This is a genomic window from Pseudoalteromonas sp. C2R02 (assembly GCF_018860845.1).
Taxonomy (GTDB): Bacteria; Pseudomonadota; Gammaproteobacteria; order Enterobacterales; family Alteromonadaceae; genus Pseudoalteromonas.
This window is the reverse complement of record NZ_JAHKQC010000042.1, coordinates 19,096-42,042: the sequence shown is the minus strand read 5'-3', so window position 1 is coordinate 42,042 and position 22,947 is coordinate 19,096. Positions and strand designations below refer to the sequence as shown.

20 protein-coding genes and 1 pseudogene are annotated in these 22,947 nt (G+C 33.3%); 13 read left to right on the top strand and 8 right to left on the bottom strand.

Annotation, left to right across the window (positions count from 1 at the left end; genetic code table 11):
- The first annotated feature begins 66 nt into the window (after positions 1-66).
- The 4 genes from KO527_RS20570 to KO527_RS20555 all read left to right on the top strand — a co-directional run bounded on the left by KO527_RS20570 (position 67) and on the right by KO527_RS20555 (position 5,450).
- Positions 67-291, top strand: coding sequence for an acyl carrier protein (locus KO527_RS20570; RefSeq protein ID WP_216042136.1), 225 nt, complete (start codon positions 67-69; stop codon positions 289-291).
- Complete coding sequence (locus KO527_RS20565; protein WP_216042135.1) at positions 291-1,394, top strand: hypothetical protein; 1,104 nt, start codon at positions 291-293, stop codon at positions 1,392-1,394. The genes KO527_RS20570 and KO527_RS20565 overlap by 1 nt, the downstream gene beginning before the upstream one ends.
- 117 nt (positions 1,395-1,511) lie before the next feature.
- Complete coding sequence (locus tag KO527_RS20560) at positions 1,512-4,265, top strand: N,N-dimethylformamidase beta subunit family domain-containing protein (RefSeq protein ID WP_216042134.1); 2,754 nt, start codon at positions 1,512-1,514, stop codon at positions 4,263-4,265.
- A gap of 21 nt (positions 4,266-4,286) precedes the next feature.
- Positions 4,287-5,450 (top strand): SEL1-like repeat protein, encoded by a 1,164-nt coding sequence (locus KO527_RS20555; protein WP_216042133.1) that lies wholly within the window; start codon positions 4,287-4,289, stop codon positions 5,448-5,450.
- Between the two features lie 103 nt (positions 5,451-5,553).
- Here the strand turns inward: KO527_RS20555 and KO527_RS20550 are convergent.
- A pseudogene (locus KO527_RS20550) lies at positions 5,554-5,719 on the bottom strand (IS481 family transposase); the annotation flags it as partial.
- A 66-nt stretch (positions 5,720-5,785) separates the two neighbouring features.
- On the opposite strand from KO527_RS20550, the gene KO527_RS20545 reads away from it, so the two are divergent.
- Both KO527_RS20545 and KO527_RS20540 read left to right on the top strand, forming a co-directional pair.
- Positions 5,786-6,088, top strand: coding sequence for a transposase (locus KO527_RS20545; protein ID WP_216042132.1), 303 nt, complete (start codon positions 5,786-5,788; stop codon positions 6,086-6,088).
- Positions 6,089-6,093: 5 nt separating this feature from the next.
- Positions 6,094-6,933 carry an IS3 family transposase gene (locus KO527_RS20540; protein WP_252733934.1) on the top strand — a complete coding sequence of 280 codons (840 nt, stop codon included), beginning with the start codon at positions 6,094-6,096 and terminating at the stop codon, positions 6,931-6,933.
- 104 nt (positions 6,934-7,037) lie between these two features.
- Here KO527_RS20540 and KO527_RS20535 read toward each other — a convergent pair whose 3' ends face one another.
- Positions 7,038-7,766: an RraA family protein gene (locus tag KO527_RS20535; RefSeq protein WP_216042131.1), complete on the bottom strand. Its 729-nt coding sequence runs from the start codon at positions 7,764-7,766 to the stop codon at positions 7,038-7,040.
- 172 nt (positions 7,767-7,938) lie between these two features.
- Here KO527_RS20535 and KO527_RS20530 point away from each other — a divergent pair, with 172 nt between their 5' ends.
- Positions 7,939-9,123, top strand: coding sequence for a pyridoxal phosphate-dependent aminotransferase (locus KO527_RS20530; protein ID WP_216042130.1), 1,185 nt, complete (start codon positions 7,939-7,941; stop codon positions 9,121-9,123).
- Between the two features lie 85 nt (positions 9,124-9,208).
- On the opposite strand, the gene KO527_RS20525 is transcribed toward KO527_RS20530, so the two are convergent.
- From KO527_RS20525 to KO527_RS20510, 4 genes are read right to left on the bottom strand one after another with little or no spacing between them, the layout of a single operon-like run.
- Complete coding sequence (locus tag KO527_RS20525) at positions 9,209-10,096, bottom strand: sterol desaturase family protein (RefSeq protein ID WP_216042129.1); 888 nt, start codon at positions 10,094-10,096, stop codon at positions 9,209-9,211.
- A gap of 10 nt (positions 10,097-10,106) precedes the next feature.
- Positions 10,107-11,795, bottom strand: coding sequence for an asparagine synthase (glutamine-hydrolyzing) (asnB, locus tag KO527_RS20520; RefSeq protein WP_216042128.1), 1,689 nt, complete (start codon positions 11,793-11,795; stop codon positions 10,107-10,109).
- Positions 11,795-12,874, bottom strand: a complete 1,080-nt coding sequence (locus tag KO527_RS20515) for a hypothetical protein (RefSeq protein WP_216042127.1) — start codon at positions 12,872-12,874, stop codon at positions 11,795-11,797. The genes asnB and KO527_RS20515 overlap by 1 nt, the downstream gene beginning before the upstream one ends.
- Entirely contained in the window at positions 12,849-14,135 is a 1,287-nt protein-coding gene (locus KO527_RS20510) for a glycosyltransferase (RefSeq protein ID WP_216042126.1), read from the bottom strand. Before KO527_RS20510 ends, KO527_RS20515 begins: the two co-directional genes overlap by 26 nt.
- A 3-nt stretch (positions 14,136-14,138) precedes the next feature.
- Between KO527_RS20510 and KO527_RS20505 the strand changes: the two genes are divergently transcribed.
- From KO527_RS20505 to KO527_RS20480, 6 genes are all read left to right on the top strand, one after another.
- Positions 14,139-15,224, top strand: a complete 1,086-nt coding sequence (locus KO527_RS20505) for a glycosyltransferase (protein WP_216042125.1) — start codon at positions 14,139-14,141, stop codon at positions 15,222-15,224.
- A gap of 95 nt (positions 15,225-15,319) precedes the next feature.
- On the top strand, positions 15,320-16,354 hold the full coding sequence (gene rfbB / locus KO527_RS20500; RefSeq protein WP_216042124.1) for a dTDP-glucose 4,6-dehydratase: 1,035 nt from the start codon (positions 15,320-15,322) through the stop codon (positions 16,352-16,354).
- A gap of 9 nt (positions 16,355-16,363) precedes the next feature.
- Positions 16,364-17,233: a glucose-1-phosphate thymidylyltransferase RfbA gene (gene rfbA / locus KO527_RS20495; protein ID WP_216042123.1), complete on the top strand. Its 870-nt coding sequence runs from the start codon at positions 16,364-16,366 to the stop codon at positions 17,231-17,233.
- Positions 17,234-17,235: 2 nt separating this feature from the next.
- The gene (locus KO527_RS20490; RefSeq protein WP_216042122.1) at positions 17,236-19,074 is read left to right on the top strand and encodes a hypothetical protein; all 1,839 of its coding nucleotides are present in this window, start codon (positions 17,236-17,238) and stop codon (positions 19,072-19,074) included.
- Positions 19,071-20,246, top strand: a complete 1,176-nt coding sequence (gene rffA / locus KO527_RS20485; RefSeq protein ID WP_252733932.1) for a dTDP-4-amino-4,6-dideoxygalactose transaminase — start codon at positions 19,071-19,073, stop codon at positions 20,244-20,246. The genes KO527_RS20490 and rffA overlap by 4 nt, the downstream gene beginning before the upstream one ends.
- Before the next feature lies 1 nt (position 20,247).
- Positions 20,248-21,117: a methyltransferase domain-containing protein gene (locus KO527_RS20480; RefSeq protein ID WP_216042121.1), complete on the top strand. Its 870-nt coding sequence runs from the start codon at positions 20,248-20,250 to the stop codon at positions 21,115-21,117.
- Between the two features lie 34 nt (positions 21,118-21,151).
- Here the strand turns inward: KO527_RS20480 and KO527_RS20475 are convergent, their stop codons facing one another.
- Positions 21,152-22,063: a lysylphosphatidylglycerol synthase transmembrane domain-containing protein gene (locus tag KO527_RS20475; RefSeq protein WP_216042120.1), complete on the bottom strand. Its 912-nt coding sequence runs from the start codon at positions 22,061-22,063 to the stop codon at positions 21,152-21,154.
- Positions 22,047-22,919, bottom strand: coding sequence for a sulfotransferase domain-containing protein (locus KO527_RS20470; protein ID WP_216042119.1), 873 nt, complete (start codon positions 22,917-22,919; stop codon positions 22,047-22,049). The genes KO527_RS20475 and KO527_RS20470 overlap by 17 nt, the downstream gene beginning before the upstream one ends.
- Positions 22,920-22,947 lie beyond the last annotated feature (28 nt).

Genomic DNA, 22,947 nt, shown 5'->3' with positions numbered 1-22,947 from the left:
TAGTTCCTCTGAGCATTTTTTTAATTTAGCAAGCATAGATAATAGGAAATCCCATTGGAAAATTTAATGGTTGAACTCCAGGACATTTTTAGAGATGTATTGGAGAATAAAGAATTAGTATTAACTAATGAAATGAGCGCTAAAGATCACAATAAATGGGACTCTCTAGCACATATAAAATTGATCCTCGAAGTTGAAAATCATTTCAAAATCAGATTTAGAAATGCACAGATCGCATCACTCAATAATGTAGGTGATCTTGTTAACTTAATTGAGAAAAAGGTAGCTTAATGCTTGCAGATAGTAATGTGGCGCTAGTAGATCCGAACGCGCCGATTTTTTCAGCCTTTCGTGCTCGAAAATCAGCTGCTATAGCGTCATTTTTATTTTTAGCTATATTATTCTCTCCGGTCTGGCTCTGGTATTTTATTGAGCCAGAAGACGCATATAAATCAATTCAAGCTCGAATGGGGAATTATAATTATCAGGCAGAGGAAATCTTTGCTAAAAATGACCCGGTAGATATTCTTTTCCTGGGCTCATCGACTATGTGGACCAGTATTGACCATAAGGTATTTCAAAAGAGTTGGCTCGACGCTACCGGGAATAAAATTAACTCACTCACGCTCGGTGGAAATTGGCGCGGAGAAGATGCCCTTTATCTCCAGTTAAGAGATATGCTGAAAAACAGACCTGTTAAACAGGTTGTGTTTTCAATACCAAATAGTGCCAGTAAACGACCTCATCCAGCCGCCAAGTACATTTGGAATATTAAGGACGACTTTCATACCTTCTGGTCTCTCCCATTCAAAATGAAGTTGCAGGTTTATTCAGAGAATTTACTGATCGCACCGAGGTTATTATGGACCTTAGCGTCTAAACCCAAAGATAAAATGAATGATCGTAATCTTAATCAAAATAATGGTTCTTTAGTTTACAAACGTGGCTTTAAAGCGCCTGGAAAGAAAAAACATGAAAAATTTGAGTCGCTTATAAACTCTACAGCGAATATCAACATCAAAGCAGCAGTATTTTCAGGTGTTGATACCGATTATTTCAAGGTAATAAAGAGTCGTAAGTATAACGACTTTGAAGCTTATTTCATGAACAAAATAAAAATGCTGTGTGCAGAGTTTAATGTAGAACTTGTATATTTAAAATTACCACGGCCTGATAAAGAAAAGCAAATTCTATATGTAAGAAAGCCACTTTTCTCTCCCGCTATCGATGTGATTGGTATTCCAATCGAAGCGATGTTACCGAATAAAGAGCAGTCGTATATTAATGCGCACTTCTATAATGTCACACACCCAAATCAAAATGGTGCAAAGTTGATTTCACAAAGTTTAGCACCCGTGCTGGCAAATTATGTGGAAAAAAAGAAAAAGGTATAACCTATGAAAAAGGCATCAAAAATTTTGGCTGTGGTGATCTCAGTCATGCTAATTGTTTTATTCCAGTACATAGGACCTTTGTCACTGGATGTTAGCGCTGTGTATAAGGATTTTTAAGTGATTTCAGATAATTATCTATTAATTGGTTTAGCCTATATCATTATTGGTTGGGGAATAGTCTCTTTTTTACCCGAATTAGCCAAAAAACTATTATTTGCAGTATTAAATATTGTAGTCACTTATTTAATCTTTTTTGGGTATAGTATTGATTCACTGATCACCTATGGTGTTTATCTTGCTCTTGTAATTGCCTTTTGGGTCGCTCTATATTTTGCAAAAGATGAATCTAAACGTTGGTTGCATTGGCTTGCTTTTGCATTGCCTTTGATCTGGTTAGTGACTTTTAAAATAGAGCATTGGCTACCCCTGATCGGTGTATCATATATGGCCTTCCGACTGAGTTACCTTCTATATGAAATAGATTCAGGACGTGTAGATACACCGAATTTACAAAGTTATCTCGGGTTTGCTTTTTTTACGCCTACGTTTTTAGTTGGTCCGATCAATCCCTATAATTTTTATGAAACTTCTCTAAATGAGCCAAATAGAGACAGAACACCATTGTTTAGGTCATTTACCCGATTGATCATTGGTACATTGAAGCTGGTTGTCATCGGAAGTTTATTTAAGCAGCTTGGTTTCTTTGATCTGCTGTCAGACGGTGCATACCATAATTTACTAGATTTTTTTGCAGCTGCATTATTCTTCTTCTTTTATTTATATTTTAATTTTTCTGGTTTAAACGATATTGGTATTGGTGCCGCTGGGATCATGAAAATAAAAGTAAAAGAGAATTTTGATTCACCATTTACAGCGAGAAATTTGTCCGAGTTTTGGAATCGCTGGCACATTACCTTAGGTCATTACATGAGGGATGTTTTTTTCAACCCACTTTCAATGACTCTGGTACGAAACATTCGTTTCATTTCTCCTCGTCACTTATTACCTATAGCCACAATGATAACTTTTGCACTTATTGGGGTTTGGCATGGAAACGGGTGGGAATTTTTAGCTTTAGGTCTGTTACACGGTATTGGTATTGTCATTGTTCAATATTATGGTCTATTGGTAGGTAAAACGCCGGTTTCGATACAAAAAATTGTAGAAACTAATCTCATCTATAGGTGGATAGCGACAGGATTAACGATAACTTACGTTTCTTTGGTAAGCACTTTAATGGTGCTTAAGTTTGAAGATATTTCTCGAATATTTGAAAGGCAAATAAAATCTGAATCTAATGTTTTAATTTCAGCGGTTCCTGTAAATACCACATCAGTGCTAAAAAATACAAGTAAAACAACTAAATCAAACAAGGAAACAGTGGAAGCATTGTTTGATCCTATGGGCTTTGCTGAGGGCTTGCAGCGAGGTAGCGGGCTTTATTTCCCTAAGGGAGAAGTTCAAAAGGATAATGATATTGGAGTTACCAAGGAACTTTCAAAATCGTATAGCTCCTGGTCACGAAAGATTCATGGTTATCCAGTAAAAATATCAATTGGTCAGAAACAAGATGTGCAGTTTTTATTGTCCAGTAAAAAATCCAAAGCCAATCAATTTGATGGTTATGTGATATTTGACGCAACAACTGAAAACTTGGTCGCTGATGTGGATTTAAAGAAACCTTCAACTGTTGAATATAAAAAATGCTTATCGAATCGGGGTGATAAAGGCTGTGATTTTCAACACAGTTTGAGTCTTCCTGCCGATAAATTAAAAGATGGTGCTTATGTAGTTTTATTAAAATATAAAGGTGATTTTGTTTCTGATGAACTCTTTTTTATCAAACAACCAGATTTGGGGATGGTTAAAAAAGGTACGATTGCTGTAGTGCATCCTACCTATACATGGCAAGCCTATAACTCTATCGGTGGCGCGTCTTTTTATACATTAGGTGTAAAGCACGGACAACATGAAGTGAGTTTATTACGGCCTTTAAAAGCGACGATTCAGAATGATTATCACAGCTATCGGGGAACCGTTCCATTTGCACGAAAAATACAGGAATTGGGGATGACTCCCCTGCATTTGACTAATGCAGATTTACATAATCATCCTGAGCTTAAAAATAAACTTGATTTATTGATCTTAACATCTCATGACGAGTATATGTCATCAGAAATGCGGGACTTTATTGATGGTGTTTTATCTCGAGATAAAAGTATAGCTGTATTTTCAGGCAATGTATCCTGGTGGAAAATCAATGTGATCGGTGATCGTCTATTGGTTAAAAAAGGCAATGCGCCAGTTTCCAATAAAGAATTTAACAACTCAGGTTATTGGTTTAATAAAAAAATAGATCGCGAGTCCCAGAATGAATTAGGACTCACGTATTATGTGGGTGGTATGCCTGTTGGACGAGTACTGTCCATTGAAGAGGCTTTGTCTAGAGGATTAACTAAAACAGAGTATCGACAAAATAGGCAAATAAAAGTTGCTTCAGCACATCCTATTTTTGATGGCACAGGGCTGACTAAAGGAGATTGGTTTGGAAAAAATACTTTACTATTAGATATTGAAATGGATACTGCTCCTTTAAGGGGTGATGGTGAAGTCGATCGTACATGGTGGCACGGATTTCCTGAAGATATGAAAGTGCTTGGTACGGGGTTTGTTGTTGATAAGTACTTCCCTGCTTTTCGAGGGCGTAAAAAGTGGCGAATTCTGCACTCAGCGATGATCGCGGAAACTAAACCAGAAATAGGTGGTAAGGTTATCCACTTTGGTTCTATAGGATGGTTTGGTGCGATTGATGCCCAGGAACCGAGAGCGTCAAAAATTGTGGAAAATACGATTAAGTATTTAATTAAATAAATGTTTAACTTGGTTATTAAAATGTTTGATTTTTCTTTAAAATTATCAGTAAAGTATACGAGCGTTATATTATTTTTTTTTATGGGGTTGTGTTCAGCTAATATCCTTGCTGCCAGCAAATATGAAGCTCGTTTGCAGCGGTATGTAGATTTAGAAGCTAAGGTCTCTCAGGGCAATGTTGCTGCTATGACGGATTTAGCCCTTGGGCTTTATTATAATGAATTTCCTAATTCTGGATCCATTTCTAGAGTGCTATGGCTTTTAGAGCAGGCAGCTGAACAAGATGAAGTTCAGGCTATTATGTTTTTAGAAGATGTCTATAGGAAAGGAAATCGATTTGACAAGGATAAACTTAGAGCTCAAGAATTAAGGGAGAAACTGAGTACTTTAGATCTGAGTGGAAAAGAGCGATTTAAGTGGTTAGTTTTAGGTTGTTCTCAAATTGAGAAAGAATCAGTTCGGATCGGAACAAATGAGCTGATCTCATCGGCTTCTTCGGAATCGCAGTTAAAAATTGCTCACTGTTGGCTTAATTTTAAAGTAAGAGATCAGAAGTTATTCGATGCTTTATTACCCAGCCTGACAAGTTCCGCTGAGAAAGGGCACTGGTTAGCCAGTTATGTGATAGCTAAAGCACATGATGATAAACTATTAAATTCACCTGATGTAAACAAAGCGATATTACATTATAAGAATGCCTATGAAAGGACAAAAGATATTGATATTGGTTACCGCTACATTTATTTGCTTAGATCACAAAGATCGAATAAGAAAAGGTTTGATTCGGTCTTTTCTGTCGCTAAGCAATTAGCAGAGAAAGGTCATATTAAAAGCATGTTGATAGCAACACAATTAGCACTGTCAGGTATAAAGTACCATCTCCCGGTCGATAAGTTAAAGACTTGGTTGGATGTAGGTATAGAGAAAGGATTTGGTAATGCTATTTTGTATAAAGCAATTGCAATTGAGTTGGGTCGATTAGGTGAGCCTTCATTAGAAAAAGCACTGCCATATTATGAAAAGGCTGCAAAGCGTGGCCTTAGAAATGCCAGTGCTTATTTAGGGTATATTTATGAAAGTGGCAAACTGGGTTCGGTTAATATCACTAAAGCGATCAGTTACTATAAAATGGCAGCTAAAAAGTCTCATAAAAAGGCAAAGCAGAGACTTGAAGTATTGATGTAATATAATAACCGTTTGGTGTTCTAATATAGCATTATGTGTAGTAGCTCAGACTTGATCTGACAGTTACCCATTTTAATATGGTGTCTGTCAGATTAAATTTGAGCTAAGTTTTTTCAGCCAAAATCGATTTACCATCAAGTAAAGTTTCTAACGGAGTTCGTCCGCAGCACACTTTTCCTTGATGCGTTCTATCATTGTTGTAGTAATTCGTCCAGATCTTGCTGTAATTCCTCCATTGTTGAGTATAGTTTCTTTCTAAATGTGATTTGTGTAACGGTGCAATTTAACTAGAGACTTCGTTAGAGGTATTATTATCTAAAATATCGAGGTCAAAAATGCCAAAGAAAATATTATCAGCAGAATTTAAACGTGAATGTACGGAACTAGTAATTGTTCATGGTTATAAACATAAAGATGCCGCAGTAGCTATGGGCGTAGGATTATCATCCATTCAGCGTTGGATCAGTCAGTATAAAAAAGAACAACAAGGTATCACACCAAAAGCGAGTGCTTTATCTCCTGAACAAATACGTATTCAGGAATTAGAAAAGCAAGTTAAGCAGTTAAAAATTGATAATCAACTATTAAAAAAAGCGTCAGCCTTTTTCGCTATTCAAATGAACAACGGCAGCAAGTAGCAGTTATGTTGAAAAAGGCTGGAAATAAAGTTCAGCAAATTTGTCGGTGCTTATCGATTTCGGTAAGTACATTTTACTATCGCTCAAAACCTAAAGTTATAAACGCTGAACAAGTAAAACTTGAAGCGGCCATGAAGCAAGTTCATGTTGATATGGATGCAACTTATGGCAAACGCAGAATGCTAATAGAGCTTCAGGCTATGGGTTTTAGACTAGGTATTCATAAAGTTAGAACAGCAATGAAGCGATTAGACCTTGTAGCTAAACGACCTAAGAAACATCGTTATCCATCAGGTGGTAAAGCATCAGTTATCGCACCAAATCACTTGAATAGTCAATTTAACCCAGAGCAACTAAATACGCTTTGGTCAGGTGATATTACCTATATCCGAACTCAACAAGGCTGGCTGTATTTAGCTGTGATTATGGATTTATGCTCGCGTAAAGTAATTAGTTGGGCGTTTTCAGATAAACCAAATAGTGAGTTAACAACAAGAGCAATACGCTTAGCAGTAAATAAACGACAACCAGATGATGACGTTATATTCCATAGTGATCAAGGAGTTCAATATACGAGTGAAGCATTTCAAGAAACACTAAATGAATATGGTATCAAAGCGAGTATGAGCCGCCGAGGAAATTGTTTGGATAATGCTGTTACAGAAAGGTTTTTCCGCAGTTTAAAATCTGAGCGAGTTAAATATCGTCGTTATCAAACGAGGAGTGAAGCAATAGCTGATATTATTGATTATATAGAACCATTTTATAATCAAAAGCGCCGCCATTATAAGTTAGGAAATATCTCACCAGCAGAATATGAAATGAAATTACTAAAAAGTGCCTAAAGAAGTCTCCAAGTTGAGTTGACCATTACAAAAATATTTAGCTGGTGGTTTAATTGAAAACTAATAAACTCCTGAACAAGAAGTCAGGAGTATGCTAGTTTGCTTTATTGCTCAATCGTTTTTTTTGGTTCTGTGGCAAAGTTTGTTTGTAGTAGCTCCAATTTATCTTGATATTTTTGTGGTAAAAGTTCAGGGTGTTTTAGGTATTCTTTATTACAGATTGTTTGAACAGTATCCCACTTTAGTTCATCGAGGCAATAGTTCCAGACTTCTTCCTGAGCTTTCATAGCCGTTAACCGATATAACATTTCCTGGTTATGATATTCTTTAGGGATAGCCACAACGCCACAATCATCACAAACTAAAATACAGCCATCATATTTATGTAGTAAAGTATTTTTCTCTTCATAAGGGTAAGGCATGGTAGGTTTATTAATACAACCTATAGGAGTTTGTCCTATACTCCAAATTGGATATTTTCTGTCTCTAATTTCGTCTATATCCCGCATGGCTCCTTGGGTAACTATCCCCGCCGCTTTTTTTATTTCAAGGATGTATTTTGCAACTATATCACCAAAAATGGCCATGCCTTCACAATGTTTGGTAAAGACGAGTGCAATTTCACCTTCCTCTATGTTGGGAATTTGTTCATGTAAATAATAATTTGTTCCATTTGCAGTAAACAGGCAACGCGCCTTGCCAACTATATATTGATCACCTGTGATAGATAACAGACTAGGTATTTCTCCTGTTTTACCTAGACTATCAGCAATCTCTGTAGTTGAGAATTTGTGTTTTTGTAAATAAGAAATGAGTTTAGATGTATAGTCCATAAGTACTCTAAATGTTAATTTAATTTAATTAGTATGATAATACATAACAGCCGAACTCTCAAAAGTAATAAATTTATGTTTGATACTTGTCAAATAATGTAAATATTAAAGAGTTGTGTTTAAATAGGTTAGCTTAAAAATAATAGAGCATAAAATATATTAAGGGTTACGAATGTCAGATTTAGCAGCGTTAGTTAATAGAAATTTAAAGTCAGCTCCTTTTTCACCAATTAGAAGTATTTTTGAAGAGGTTTTAAAACTTGAAAACTCTGGTGAAAGTGTTATTAGACTTGATATCGGTAGCCCTAATTTTAAAGCACCTAAAGAAATTATTAAGAATGTAAATAAGTATCTTTCTGAAGGTAAATATAATTACTCTTCAAATTGGGGGGTAGCTAGGTTACGCAATGAATTAGTCGATTCTGTAAAAAGTAAATCTAATTTAGACTTTAACCCTTCAAATGAAATAATTATCACAAATGGGGCAAGTGAAGCTGTTGCAACGGCAATATACTCATTACTGAATGATGGAGAAGAATTTATTATTCCAACTCCAGCATGGCCTCATTATATCGCTTGTTTTAAGTTATTTGATAAGTCCTATGTAGAAGTTGAAACTACTAGTAATGAGAATTTTAAGCTTACACCAGAAAAGCTTAAAAAAAATATTACAGATAAAACTAAAATCCTTATTTTGAACTCTCCCTGTAACCCAACTGGTTCAGTATATAGTCATGAAGAGTTTGAGCTACTATATCAGATCTGTGTAGAAAATAATATTTTAATTATTTTAGATGAAATATATGAAAATTTAAATTTCAAACATAAAAAATCATTATTAAGTTCTTGTTATGATAAGGGCAGGGTTTTGTATATAAACGGTTTTTCTAAAAACTTTGGTATGACAGGCTTTCGTTTAGGGTATTTAATGGCTTCAAGTGAGCTGATGAAAGAAATGATTAAATACCATCAATATACTAATGTTTGTGGCCAGGAGTTTGCTCAAGAAGCATGTGCTGATTTTTTGAGTAACCCAGATGATGTTTTAAAGTTTAATATAGCAGTGAAGGATAATTTGGAGAAGCAAAGTCGATTATTGACTCAATTTAAAGGGCAATATGATATATGTATGACTGAACCTGAAGGTGCTTTTTATACATTTATTAAAATTCCTGAAGGGTATAGTTCAGCACAAGCCTTTTGTATGGATGTGTTAAAAAATGATAAAATTTCATTAATACCAGGAGATGCATTTGGTACTTATTACAGTAGTTTCTATAGGTTATCATACGGTTCAGTAACCGAATCAGAGCTCGGGTTAGCATTAGAGTTATTATCAAAATATTATATAAAGTAATTACTTCTATTTAAAAGTTTAGATAATCACCTTATGAGAATTGCTAATCTAATGTTATTATCATAAGGTGGGCTCATTCGTTTAATTAATACCTTTTACTGATCAAGTTAATAATGGATTCTAGTAATGTGTCCTTATATAAACTCACCCACCAAATATTATATTTAGATGTTTCTTTTTGTGTTGATAGCCCTAAAGGAACAATATCGGCGATAGCTGAATTTTTAATGTACCTCTTGGATACTGTTCCGAATATATAATCCATAAGAGAAAAAATATTGCCATAATTTTTATCAAAGTCTTTAGGATCACTAGAGTGGTGCAATCTGTGAAACCGAGGGCTTGCAATGATATAGCCTAACCAGCCATAATCCCAAGGTAAGTCTGAATGTTGTAATAAGTCAATAAACTGCCTGATAAATAGCACTGTAAATATGACTTTAGGGTTTGGTAATCCAAGTAATAAAGTGCTTATACCTATGGTAATTAAATAATAAAATGCACGCTCAGCTATTGAAAGACGAATCCCTGTGATAATGTTCATATTAACTGCGGAATGATGTACTTTGTGAAAGTGCCATAGTGCAGGTACTTTATGCATTAACCAATGATGAAGGTATGAATTAATATCAATTAATACTAGCCATACAATTACAGAAAGTGAGTAGTTGCTGATTACTAGCCCACCAAATATGCCATCAAAGTCGATGAGTTTATTCGCTTCCTTAATCGCTAAATAAGCAATGCCGGGTAAGGTAAATAATAAAGTTACATTTTTAATAACCCCTTTCCACAGAAAGTAATAAAAAATAAAATACACTAAATCAGTTTTTTCTGTATTAGTGGGTTTAGATAAAAATCGTTTCAATGAAGAGTCTTTTTTGTATACATTAGTAAGTAGTACGTGCTCTAGTAAGATGGCAATAATTAGTCCGCCCCAGAGCAACATAAATCTTCTATCAAAAGTGAACATTTCTTAAAACCTATATAGAGAGTGAAAAAGCTGTTTGCCACTTTGCGACATTGTAATACTTCCAGAGTGTTTTTAAATTGTCAAAATTAGGATTGTGTTGTTTTACTAGTTCTGCAAGATAATCATTATTATTAATCTCGTTGATAATCAGGTTTCTATTAGGTTCAAGCCAATTTTTTTCGGGGGCTTCAAAACCAAACTTATTTGTTCGCCATACAATACTATTAGGAAGTTTACCGACTAAGTTTTTCCGCAAGTGATATTTTAAGTAGCCATGCTTTATACGTTGATCAACTGGTAAGCTTATTCCATGTTCAACTACTCTATGATCAAGAAATGGCAGTCTAACTTCTATAGAGTTTGCCATGCTATTTCTGTCTGCATATTTTAGTAACTTTGGGATATTATTCGCTATTAAGTTATTTCTGATATATTTATTTATATCAAAATTAGATATTTGTTTGTCATTGTAAGTTTTTAATCGGTTATATAGCGCTTTACGTTTTACTTTGTGGTTTTTAAGTCTTAGGAACTCATATGCAATTTTGGCTGAACGCTTTTGTTTCATTAAGTTCATAAAATAAACTATGAATGTATTTTCATATCCAAGAAACACTTCGTCAGCACCTTGCCCATCTAGCATAACTTTACACCCTTGTTCAGCTGCTTTTCTCATAACATTATTTTGCATTAAAATAGACGCCGAACCAAATGGCTCATCAAGCTGATAAATAGTACTCTCAACTAGATCATGAAAATCATTCTCTGTTGGTGCTGTTTCAAATAATGGTATGTCACATTTGTTAGCTACAATATTTGCGTATTTACTCTCATCCCACTCCTTTTGAATTGAACGACCATGTATCGCTTTTAAAGATTGATGGCTTCTTTTTGATGCATAAAATGCGATTAGGGAACTATCTATTCCACCACTTAAAAATAGTCCTAAGGGGACATCAGAGGTGAGTTGCAAATCAATTGATGAAGTGAATACCGTATCAAAGTTACTATTAGATTCCGCAGATTCTAAATCATAATATTTAGCTACAGAATATTGCAGTGTATTGGTGTCAAGAGTCAGGTTATGGCCTGCAGGGAGTTTTTTTATTCCTTCGAAGAATGTTTCTTCAGTTGTTTCTTCCTTATTATTTAACAGGTACAAATTTAAAGTGTCAGTATTTACTTTTTTTAGGCTATTTGTATATAATTGTTTAGGTTCTGAAGCAAAAAAGAATTCATTACTGCTATTAATCATAAAGTATAAAGGTTTTATCCCAAACCGATCTCGACTGATAAAAACTTTATTTGTTTCTCTATTATGAATTGCAAATGCCCACATTCCATTTAATTTCGATATACATTCATCACCCCATTCAACATAGGCTGTTAATAGCACTTCTGTGTCGGAATTAGTTTGAAAACAGTATCCGAGGAGTTTTAGTTCTTGCCTAAGTTGTTTAAAATTATAGATCTCACCATTAAATATAATTGTATGAGAGTTATAGTGCATGGGCTGGTTGCTTTGTGTTCCTAGATCTATGATAGATAAACGTCGGTGTCCAAAGCCAATATTCTGATTATAGTAAACACCCTGTCCATCAGGCCCCCTATGCTCAATTTTATTATTCATCTCTTCGATATATTGAGTTATACGTATTCTATCTGGAACTTTTAAAATGACGCCGCTTAATCCGCACATTATTTTTCCTTGTTGTGTTTTAGGCTGTAGACTTTTGCTATTCTATCTGAATAGCTTTTATATTTTTTTAAGTCATTGTGGTTAATGCTTTTTATTGTATGTGAAATGTCACTAGCTACAAAGCTTGAACTGCATTTTCCGCAATTTTGGGAGAGAACAAAATTAGAACATTCCTTTAAAGGTGTAACAACAATGGCTATCCTGGCTTGAATAAATTCAAATAATTTATTGGGCATCGCATAATTTAAATTTTCAGTTGTTTTTTCTGGGCAAAAAAGCCCTATATCATATTTATTTAGAGTAGGAATTATCTCTTCAAAAGTTAAAGGCGCTTTTAGGATTATATTGTCATGATCTTTGATGATGCTTTTTAAAAAACCATAGTATTTCTCATTATTATTAACTATATAGAGAGTTAATGAATAATATTTTGGTAAAAGCTTTGTAGCCTCAATCATTAACTCTAATTTTCTATTTGGGTTACTGACTCCATGATGAACTAATTTTATATGGTTTATATTGGGGGTACTTGGATTGAGGTCGTGATAAATTGGCAAGCTATATCTTACTTTAGGCTTAACACCATAGCCATTAGTATATAACGTAGATAACCCTTCTGAAACAGTTGTAAGCTCATCTATACTTTGTAGTTGGCTTTTGCATAAGTAATTAAATAATCGTCCAAACGTCAGTTTCCACACAATGCTATTTTCAAACTGTTTAGGGTAATATTCTCTTAGATCTACACTCCATTGTTTGGTATCTATTTGACTAATCAAGATTGGTAATAAAATTAAGTCATAACAAATGACTTTATCAAATTTCTCACCTTTTAATTCATCAGGTAATGTAAATGCTAAATTTAAGTACTTTGAATATTGTTTTAAAAACAATAAAAAAAATTTAATAAATTTATGTTTACCTAAAGATGATTGAAGTTGGTAATGACTTGTTGCCCCATTTAAATTCAAATCAGTTGAAAGTACGCAAACTTCATGTTTAGTTTTTAAAATGTCCAATTGACGAGATGCTCTGGGGCAATATTTTAGTAGACTATTTACTACGAGGAGAGTTTTCATTTTTTGTGTTCTTATTTAAATTAGATATTAAATCAACTAAATCAATGTTTTGATAATCTCTAAAGTATTGCATGTTTTTGGTGGTTAATGAGGAAGTTTGGTATAGTCTATTTAATGCACGTGTAAGATCTCTTGTATTGTATGGGGTTGTTTCTTTGTTATTGTATTTTTCTAACATGCTGGCAGCATCAGAATCTATATGCTCATAACAAAATAAGATGTTTTTATTATGTGCCATATATTCAATTAATTTTACAGGTATTATACCGGGAAAGCTTTGATTGTTGAGATCGAAACTTAAGCAAATATCTGCTATTTCTATTAAGTGTCGGCAGTTACTTTTATTTAAAAACCCTAAGTGATAAACATGATTCTCTAACTGGTATTTAGAAATTAAACTTTGTATATGCTCCTTTTCATTACCTGCAAAGCAAACTTTAAAAGTGTGAGTTGCCTTAAGGTCCTTGAGTGCTGTAAAGAAGGGGTCAATCGATTGCATATGAGTATAAATAGACCCTGTATGAATAATTAGTAGTTCATCACTTGGTAAAGAGAAAGGTAAGGAAGGGGCGCTACTTTTTAATACTACAGCACCATTTAAAATGGTAATACAGTGCTGTCCACTTTGTTTATTTATTAGCTTCGATAAAGTAGGTGTGGCAGTTGTAATGTGATCTGTATTATTACAGATTTTTTTAAAAAGCCTTAGTTCCATCATTGATATCAGCGGTAAGCCAGAAAATAAATGATGATCAATCCAAGGGTCTCTAAAGTCAGCAATAAAGTAATTTGCTAAGTTTTGTTTTTTGGTTTTTAATGCTAATAATAAATTGCTATAGGGCGCATAACTTGCCATAACAACGTCCCACTTTGGTTGTTGCTTTATCCAATTAAAAGCAGATAAATACCAAAAATCAGCTAAATCAGGCATTCGACCTAAAAATAAAATACCTTTAGACTTTCTAAATTGGTTAAACCTATTAATAATACCACTAAAAAAGCTGGTAGTTTGAGATTTTGTTGTACCTTTATTAGTTTGTACTTCTTCTGAAAAAAATGAGAAGAATTTTTTAATTAAGACAAAAAACTTATTAGGGATATTTACTACATTAAAATCGGCTGAAAAGTTACTTTCAGGAGCCGAAGTTAAAACAGTGACTTGGTGTCCGGCTGATGCTAAACTTTGCGCAAAACCATATGCTCGATCTGCTGCTACAGTGGTATCAGGAGAGAAATAATAACTAATAATAAGTATGCGCATTAAATGAACCTAACAGTATATTATGATTTTTTGATGGTTAATGGCGGAGCTGAAAAAGTGTTTTTTGAATCTTTAGAGCTATCTAATAGCACTAAAGGTGTTGTAGACCACTGTAATTTAGAGCTTACAGAAGAACTATCGAATAATATCTCTTTAATATCCAAAAAATCACCACCTAGAATGTTTGCCCATTTCTTAACACCTTGGCGATTTTATCATTATAAAAAAGATAATGCGCCTAAAACCACTGGTGACATAGTAAATTTATATAGCGGCTTGTATTCTTTACTTGCTATAAAGCATCTTAAGGCTGATAAAAATATTTATTATTGTCATACGCCTCCAAGACATTTTTATGACTTAGCAGATTACTACAAGAGTAATAGTTCAAAAGTTCAGCGATGCGGAATGGCTTTACAAAAATTTTTTTACTTAAAGTTATATGAAAAATCAATAAAAAAAATGGATGTTGTTATTGCAAATTCAGTTAATGTACAGAAACGCTTGAAGCAATATTTAAATATTGATTCTATAGTTGTATACCCTCCATGTGCTGTAGATGAATACTACTTCAATGAAAATGAAGGTTATTATTTATCAACGGCCAGATTAGAAAATTATAAACGAATCGATTTAATAATTGATGCCTTTATAAAAATGCCTGACAAAAAATTGAAAATCACCTCTGGTGGTAGTTTAGCTTCAAGTTTGAAGTTAAAGGTACAAAAAAGTAAAGCAAAAAATATAGAGTTTACAGGTTGGCTAAACGAGAATCAGATTAAGGAGCTTGTGAGTAAGTGTATAGCCACTATTTATATACCTTATAATGAAGATTTTGGCATGTCTCCGGTGGAGTCAATGGCTGCTGGCAAACCTGTGATAGGAGTAAATGAAGGTGGAATTAAGGAAACTATAATAGATGGTGTCACTGGCTTTTTGTGCCCCGAAAATCCCACAGTCAAAGATGTTATAGAAAAAGTAAATATACTTAATGATAACATGTGTTTATCTATGAAAATGCAATGTATTTTAAGGGCGAAAAAGTTTTCAACTTCTGAGTTTAAAAAAAATATATCGGTAATACTCTAGCTTAAATTACTGACTACTGTATTAATCTTCTAACAAAGCAAAACAAAATATATTTTAATAATGAGAATAATATTAAAGAGAGTCAATAAAAATAAATGAAAAAAGTAATATTTGTTACAGGGGGCTCAGGTTTTATTGGCTCTACTTTAATTCGGTTTCTGCTTGAATCAGAAAATTATTTAGTTGTAAATATAGATAAATTAACATATGCAGCTAAGGGGAATAAACTCTCAAGTGTCGAAGAAGATCCTAATTACTTTTTTGAAAAATGTGACATCTGTAATAAAAATGTAGTGCGTGAACTTTTTAATAAATATAAGCCGCAACTTGTTTTTCATTTAGCAGCTGAATCGCATGTGGATAGATCAATACTAACTCCTAGTGAGTTTATTAAAACTAACGTGTTAGGAACAGCTGTACTTCTGGAATGCGCAACAGAGTTTTATCATACATTACCTGAGTTAGCCAAAAAACTATGGCGCTTTCATCATGTCTCTACCGATGAGGTATATGGAGACTTAACTCCAGAGGAACCAGCCTTTACTGAACAAACTGCTTATGCTCCAAGTTCCCCCTATTCAGCCTCTAAAGCAAGCTCAGATCATTTTGTTCGGGCGTGGAATCGTACTTATGGGTTGCCAATTTTGATTACTAATTGTTCAAATAATTATGGGCCATATCAATTACCAGATAAATTAATTCCGTTAGTAATCTCTAATGCACTACAGGGTCACCCAATACCACTTTACGGAAATGGTCAACAAATACGTGATTGGTTATATGTTGAGGATCATGTTAGAGCGCTTTATGTTGTGGCTTGTAAAGGGCAGACTGGAGAAACCTATAATATAGGTGGGGAAAGTGAAATGAGTAATATATCTATTGTTAATCAAATTTGTGAGATTTTAGACAATTTAAAGCCAATAAACAATGGTGAATTATCAAGTTATAAAGAGCTTATTACATTTGTTAAAGATAGGCCTGGACATGATAAACGCTATGCTGTTGATAATGGTAAATTGAGAAGAAGGCTTGGTTGGCAAGCTGAAAATACTTTAGATGTAGGGCTAGAAAAAACAGTAGATTGGTATTTAAAAAACCTACAGTGGTGCGAAAGTGTTAAAACCTAGAGGAATAATATGAAATATAAAGGAATAGTACTTGCCGGTGGTAAAGGCTCGCGATTGTACCCTATAACAAAGGGGGTTTCTAAGCAATTACTACCTGTTTACGATAAGCCGATGATCTTTTACCCTTTATCAGTGTTAATGTTATCTGGTATTAGAGAGATATTAATTATTACTACATCATGCTCATTAAGTAGTTTTAAAAGTTTATTGGGAAATGGAAGTCGTTACGGAATTAATTTGAGTTATGAAGTACAAAATGAGCCTAATGGAATAGCTGAAGCATTTATTATTGGCGAGCATTTTATTGGACAAGATCATGTTGCATTAGTTCTAGGCGATAATTTGTTTTATGGGCAGGGTTTTTTAGCGAAACTTAAATCTGTAATGAAAAATAAAGTTGGGGCAACCATATTTGGATACCAAGTAAAAGATCCTGAACGCTTTGGTGTCGTAGAGTTTAATGACGATAAAAAAGTTATTTCTATTGAAGAAAAACCATTAAATGCAAAAAGTTCTTATGCTGTTACAGGGTTATACTTTTATGACAACAAAGTAATAAATATCGCTAAAAACTTAACTCCATCTGAAAGAGGCGAATTAGAAATCACAGATATTAATAAATCATATCTTGCAAGAGGGGAGCTTAATGTTGAAATATTTGGACGTGGTTTTACTTGGCTTGATACAGGTACCCATGACAGTTTATTAGAAGCAGGGCAATTTGTACATACGATAGAACAAAGGCAGGGACTTAAAATAGCTTGCTTAGAAGAGATTGCTTATAGGCAAGGCTGGCTTAATAGAGATGAATTATTAAATGTTGTGCAAGAGTTAGGTAGTTCAAGTTATAGTGAATATTTAAAATCTTTAGACTTGTAATTATGGAGAATACAAATAATAAAACCATTAATAAAATGCATCTTTTTTTCCTTTATTTACCGACTTTAACATTAGGGGTAAGCTGTTTCTTAATGGTATTAATGCACTTAGATAAAGGGATTGATTTAACTGATGAAGGTTTTTATATAGTAAGCATTGCAAATAGCTACGAGCATTATATTTCTACAACTCAATTTAATCATTATGCGGCACTTCTCTGGAAATTGTCTTTTAATAATTTGATTGCGTTTAGAATAGTAAGTTTAGCCATTTTAATTATTTTAAGTTTTTTTCTAGTCGAAGCTGTATTGAATTTCTATTATAACAAAGAAGCTTCTTTCATGAAGAAGTTTAATGGTTACGTTATAGCACTTGGCTCTTTACTTGTATTCTATTGGTGGTGGATTCCTACTCCATCATATAATTGGTTAAATTTATTAGGGTGTTTACTAGTTGCCAATGGTTTAATCCGGATCCTAATTCATACTGAATATTTAAAAATAACAAGAATATGGAAATTAAAAATTTGGTTATATCTAATTTGTATTGCAGTTGGGGGGGGATTATCAGGGCTATCAAAACCTACGACGGGTTTAATGCTAGGCCTGATTGTTTTTGGATGTATAACTTTTAGCGAGTTAAGATATAAATGGGGGCAGATAAATGTGACCCTTATATTTTTTTCTTTCATGTTTTTTTATTTGCATTTAACTTTTTTTGAGTTGAGTTTGATTCAGTTTATAGAGCGAATAAAAGAAGCTAGAGAGTATGCTAGTACGCTTAGAGGAGTTGAAACTGTCTTTATTGATGTTTTTGGTAAAAGTATAAATGAATTCATTAATATTCCTAGCTACTTAGTGGGGAAAACTCCTTTCTCATTAACTTTATTAATATCTCTGGTCTTATTTCATTCATGCGGTAAGTTTTTTAGTACTTCATCATCACTGGTTACTCGTAATGTTAATCATTATTTTTTGGCTATGATTATTGTAATTGCATGGTTTGAGCTATTGCTCGAGGGTAGCTGGTATGGTATCTCTACACCGAGAGTTAACCTTGGATTAGACATTACCATTTTTGTTTTAATTATAATCTTTTGTCAAATAGCAAATTCTTTTCTATTTCAAAGTGTTTCCATACACCGAGAGTTGCCTCATTTATTACTACCTCTATTATTTTTATGCTTTGCATTTGCGTATGGTTTTGGGTCGTCAAATGGAGTATTGAAAAGCTCTACTCAAGCATTTGTTTTTTTTGGTTTATCTGCATATATAAGTAGCTTAAATTCCGACTTAAAAAATAATAATAAGGTAATCACTTGGTTAGTAACTTTCATTATATTAATAACTAGTACGTTAATACTAAAAAGCGCCATTAGTAAACCTTACCGAATAATCAGCCCTTTAGCTGAAAATAATTATGAAGTGACCTTTTTAGGTAACCCAACTACATTAAAAGTCGATAAAATTACAGCCGATTATATTACTAAATTGCAGTATTTAGCGTTAAAATCTGGTTGGGTTGAGGGGGCGAATATTATTGATATGACAGGTGGAACACCTTTAATATCATTTATTTTAAATGGGAAGCCTATAAGAAAAGCTTGGTTACTCGGTTGGTATAAAGGGTCTGATGAAGCAGCTTTAAACGTATTGAGTCAAGAAAAAACACATGTTTTAAAAGACGCTTGGGTTTTAATTGCTCCTCAAGGGCGGGGAGCATTAGACATGCTCATTTTTGAAAAGTTAGGCATCGATTTTTATAAAAACTATCAAAAAGTAGGTGAAGTCATAACTGGATATAGAAATGAAAAACAAGAGCTTTGGAGACCTGTAAATTGAGTCTAAATGAATGCAATACTATTCCTTTTAATAAACCATATTTAACTGGTAATGAATCAAAGTATATCACTCAGAGCTTGCTAAGCTTAAAGCTTTCAGGTGATGGGTCATTTACTGATAAGTGCCATGAATGGTTAGAGGAACAAACTAAAACAAATAAAGCACTATTGACACATTCTTGCACCGCAGCGCTTGAAATGGCAGCAATATTACTAGATGTTAAAGAGGATGATGAAATTATTATGCCCTCCTATACATTTGTTTCTACAGCAAATGCATTTGTACTTCGTGGTGGAGTACCTATTTTCGTTGATGTAAGAAGTGATACATTAAATATTGATGAAAATTTAATTGAGAGTGCGATAACAAGTAAAACGAAAGCAATTGTTGTGGTTCATTATGCCGGAGTGGCATGTGAAATGGACTTTATAATGACACTGGCCAGAAAATATAACATAAGAGTAATAGAAGATGCAGCCCAAGGTGTTTTATCAAGTTATAAAGGGAAGGCTTTAGGCTCTATCGGAGACTTAGGTTGTTATAGCTTTCATGATACAAAAAATATAATTAGTGGTGAAGGTGGGTGTTTATTAGTTAATGACCCCTTATTAATAGCTAAAGCAGAAATGATTAGGGAAAAAGGAACAGATCGCAGTCAGTTCATTCGCGGTGAAGTTGATAAATATACTTGGAGAAATATAGGATCATCTTATTTACCCAGTGAATCAATTGCAGCTTTTTTATGGGCTCAACTTGAACACGCTCAAGAGATAGTGAAAAATAGATTAACTTTATGGCAAAATTACCATCAGTTATTTGAGCCGTTAGAGTTGTTAGGTATTGTGCAACGCCCCTATGTGCCTGATGGTTGCCAACATAATGGGCACATTTATTATCTTAATTTAGATGAATCCATAAGCCGTTCGTTTGTATTGGAGCAATTAAAAAAAATGGGTATAACATGCACTTTTCATTATGTACCTTTGCATCAATCTCCTGCTGGAACTAAATACACTAAGGTTTGTGGTTCAATGGCCGTGACTGAAAAATTTGGTGTGCGGCTTATTCGATTACCTTTATGGGTTGAAATGACTGAGGATATGCAAGAATATATCTTCCAGTCAATTCAATCAATTTTAACAGTTAAAAACGTCCCCTTTAAAGAGGTGTAAATTGAGAGAAAGGCTAGAGATTTTTATAAATAAGATCCCACTTGAGAAGTTAGTTGCTAGATTAGTTGAGCAATCAGATATGACTGCAAGTGAAAGTATTTATTACTTGAATACCTATATTAATGAAACTCGTGTTGCTCTAACACTTATTGAAAGACATTTGGATAAGAACAAAGTTATTTTGGAAGTTGGTGCAGGTTTGTGTTTTTTTAGCTTATTTTTACGTTCTGAAGGGTATATCGTGACAGCTTTGGAGCCATTTTCTGGGGGGTTCGATCTTTTCTCTACAGCGCAGAAAATAGTTTTAGAACACTATAGTTATCTTAAGTTATCCGTTATAAACATTGAGGCCGATAAGTTAACTAAAGAGCATAATGGCACTTTTGATTTAATATTTAGTAATAATGTTATTGAGCATATGAAGCCTTTAACTGCTAATTTACTAGGGATGAAAACAGTTTTAGATGAAAAAGGCTTAATGGTTCATGGTTGCCCTAATTATGTTATACCTTATGAGCCCCATTTACAGCTCCCTGTTATTAAGAGGTTTCCTGCACTGACTAGTTATTTTTTTTCTAAAAAGGTGAATCAGAAAAAAAATATATGGGAATCTTTAAATTTTATTACTTATTTTGATTTATGTAGATTCGCTAAAGACAATCAGCTTAATATGAGTGGCAGGAAAGGGGTTTTGTATGATGCCTTTTGCCGTTTAGAGAAAGATAGTTATTATCGAAATCGGCAGTCCAGCAAAGTGTTTTGGTATACTTATTTGTTTTTAAAAAAAACATTTTTAATTTATGTTTTAAAGTATTGGCCTGTAGCCATTTCAACCCCAATGATTGTGGAAATGCGATCCTTTGATAATTAAATTATAGGTTTAATTACCCATACTGATATGATGGTTATAAAGTCCTTCTTTTTTCTGTATGTCCACAATACTCCTTTTTTTTCAATATAAAGATGGCGGCGCCAAAGCAACCGATAAGTATAATACTCAATCTGTTCAAGATGGAAAACACTAGAGCTTCATCGGTGCTTATATTTAATAAGCTGAGGCTGAAAATTAATATGCCTTCGAGAACACCTAAACTGCCTGAAACTGAAGGAATAAAAATACTCATTTGTGTTAAAGCAACTAGTACAAAGCATCCATAAATATTTAATTCAATATTAAGTGATAATGCAAGTAAATAAAAGCGTGCAGCTCTTAATATAGCTGAAGCTAATGTCATTAATACTAACCCCCTCCATTTTACTTTTTTTAACCATGTTCTCAGGTTTAGCTTATTTGTTATTTTTTGATAATGTTTCTTGCAAGCAGGTATAAAAGGGATAAATATTATAACAAAGAATAAATATAAGAAATTAAATTGAAGCGGGTAAAGCTGAGGGAAAAGTATATTGCCGAAGTATATACAACCAATTCCAAACCCTATTGATGCTGTAAAGCCAAGTGCCTTATCTATAACTAGGGTAAAAGCAGTCAACTCTTTTGATTTAGAGAGCTTATTAAGCTTTATAAACTTATAGATTTCTGATGATATTTGCCCTGGCAAAACTAAATTCAAAGACTGTGATGCTAAATTCAATTGAAATAAGCCTATTGAAGAGATTTTGTAGGGAAACAGATAAGTGAATCTTAAGGTCTGTGCATAAAAAATAAATATAAACACTAATATTGATGAGAATAAAATTGGTTTATTAGTCTCTTCAATATTACTTATTATTTTAGATGCATCTATATCTACAAAATTAAATATTAAACAAATAAAAACAAAGGGTAACAACAGCTTGATTTTATTGTTTGAACGCACGGCCATTACCATCAATTATTGGGCTATTTTTAAATATTTCATTATAAAATTGGTGGTCAGCATTGAACATGTCTTTTACTTTATTATGTTCAATATCGGTATATTCTTTTTGTATTTTTTTTATTTTTTTAGTAGCTCTACGCTCAATAAATCTTCTTGTTTCTACAACTAATGGTTTGGGTAGTATCGTTGTAATTAACTTACTTAAACCAGATTTATTTAACATCTTATATAACATTGATAAATTACTAGCTCCCCTAACATTTACTTTCTCAGTAATAATATTTTCAGAATTAAAATGTGGTTTTAGGTTAAGGAATTTTTCAAGAGCCTGTACTACAGCTAATGGATTTGATTGAAAGTAGTTAAAATCATAGATAAACAGACGATCACCAAATTCAGCTTGATATTTTCTGATTTTTTCAGATATCTGATTGTTATTAAAGTTAAGTTGAAACGATGTGTTTTCACGATTAATTACACAACCATCAAGAAAGTTTGAAAATCTCGGTATTTTAAATTGTTTGTCGTAATGTTCGTAAAGTGAAAAAATCCATTCATATGGGTCTCTTAAGCATAAGATGAATTTTGTGTTTTTATCTGTATTTATGAGCCTATCTAAGGATGCATCTACGCTAAAGTATACACCGCATATATCAATAGTTTTCTCTTTATGTTTTGCTTGTTTAAAAAAGCCTTCATACCATTGCAGACCATTCTGATAGTGATGGGAATAAAATCCAATTTCTTTTTTTATTGGGACGAAAGATTCTGGATGTTGACTAAATATATGATACATATAGGTTGTGCCTGCACGAGACATACCCAGCATTATTGCATGATTATTTAATGCCATTTCAAAGTTTATTTAATAAATAATATAA

Bases quoted from the DNA above. Each gene is read 5' to 3' on its own strand.
- KO527_RS20505 (WP_216042125.1), top strand. From the start codon at position 14,139: ATGAACCTAACAGTATATTATGATTTTTTGATGGTTAATGGCGGAGCT.
- KO527_RS20555 (WP_216042133.1), top strand. From the start codon at position 4,287: ATGTTTGATTTTTCTTTAAAATTATCAGTAAAGTATACGAGCGTTATA.
- rfbB (WP_216042124.1), top strand. From the start codon at position 15,320: ATGAAAAAAGTAATATTTGTTACAGGGGGCTCAGGTTTTATTGGCTCT.
- KO527_RS20510 (WP_216042126.1), bottom strand. From the start codon at position 14,135: ATGCGCATACTTATTATTAGTTATTATTTCTCTCCTGATACCACTGTA.
- KO527_RS20490 (WP_216042122.1), top strand. From the start codon at position 17,236: ATGGAGAATACAAATAATAAAACCATTAATAAAATGCATCTTTTTTTC.
- KO527_RS20570 (WP_216042136.1), top strand. From the start codon at position 67: ATGGTTGAACTCCAGGACATTTTTAGAGATGTATTGGAGAATAAAGAA.
- KO527_RS20530 (WP_216042130.1), top strand. From the start codon at position 7,939: ATGTCAGATTTAGCAGCGTTAGTTAATAGAAATTTAAAGTCAGCTCCT.
- asnB (WP_216042128.1), bottom strand. From the start codon at position 11,795: ATGTGCGGATTAAGCGGCGTCATTTTAAAAGTTCCAGATAGAATACGT.
- KO527_RS20535 (WP_216042131.1), bottom strand. From the start codon at position 7,766: ATGGACTATACATCTAAACTCATTTCTTATTTACAAAAACACAAATTC.
- KO527_RS20525 (WP_216042129.1), bottom strand. From the start codon at position 10,096: ATGTTCACTTTTGATAGAAGATTTATGTTGCTCTGGGGCGGACTAATT.
- KO527_RS20540 (WP_252733934.1), top strand. From the start codon at position 6,094: ATGTTGAAAAAGGCTGGAAATAAAGTTCAGCAAATTTGTCGGTGCTTA.
- KO527_RS20545 (WP_216042132.1), top strand. From the start codon at position 5,786: ATGCCAAAGAAAATATTATCAGCAGAATTTAAACGTGAATGTACGGAA.
- KO527_RS20565 (WP_216042135.1), top strand. From the start codon at position 291: ATGCTTGCAGATAGTAATGTGGCGCTAGTAGATCCGAACGCGCCGATT.
- rfbA (WP_216042123.1), top strand. From the start codon at position 16,364: ATGAAATATAAAGGAATAGTACTTGCCGGTGGTAAAGGCTCGCGATTG.
- KO527_RS20470 (WP_216042119.1), bottom strand. From the start codon at position 22,919: ATGGCATTAAATAATCATGCAATAATGCTGGGTATGTCTCGTGCAGGC.
- KO527_RS20515 (WP_216042127.1), bottom strand. From the start codon at position 12,874: ATGAAAACTCTCCTCGTAGTAAATAGTCTACTAAAATATTGCCCCAGA.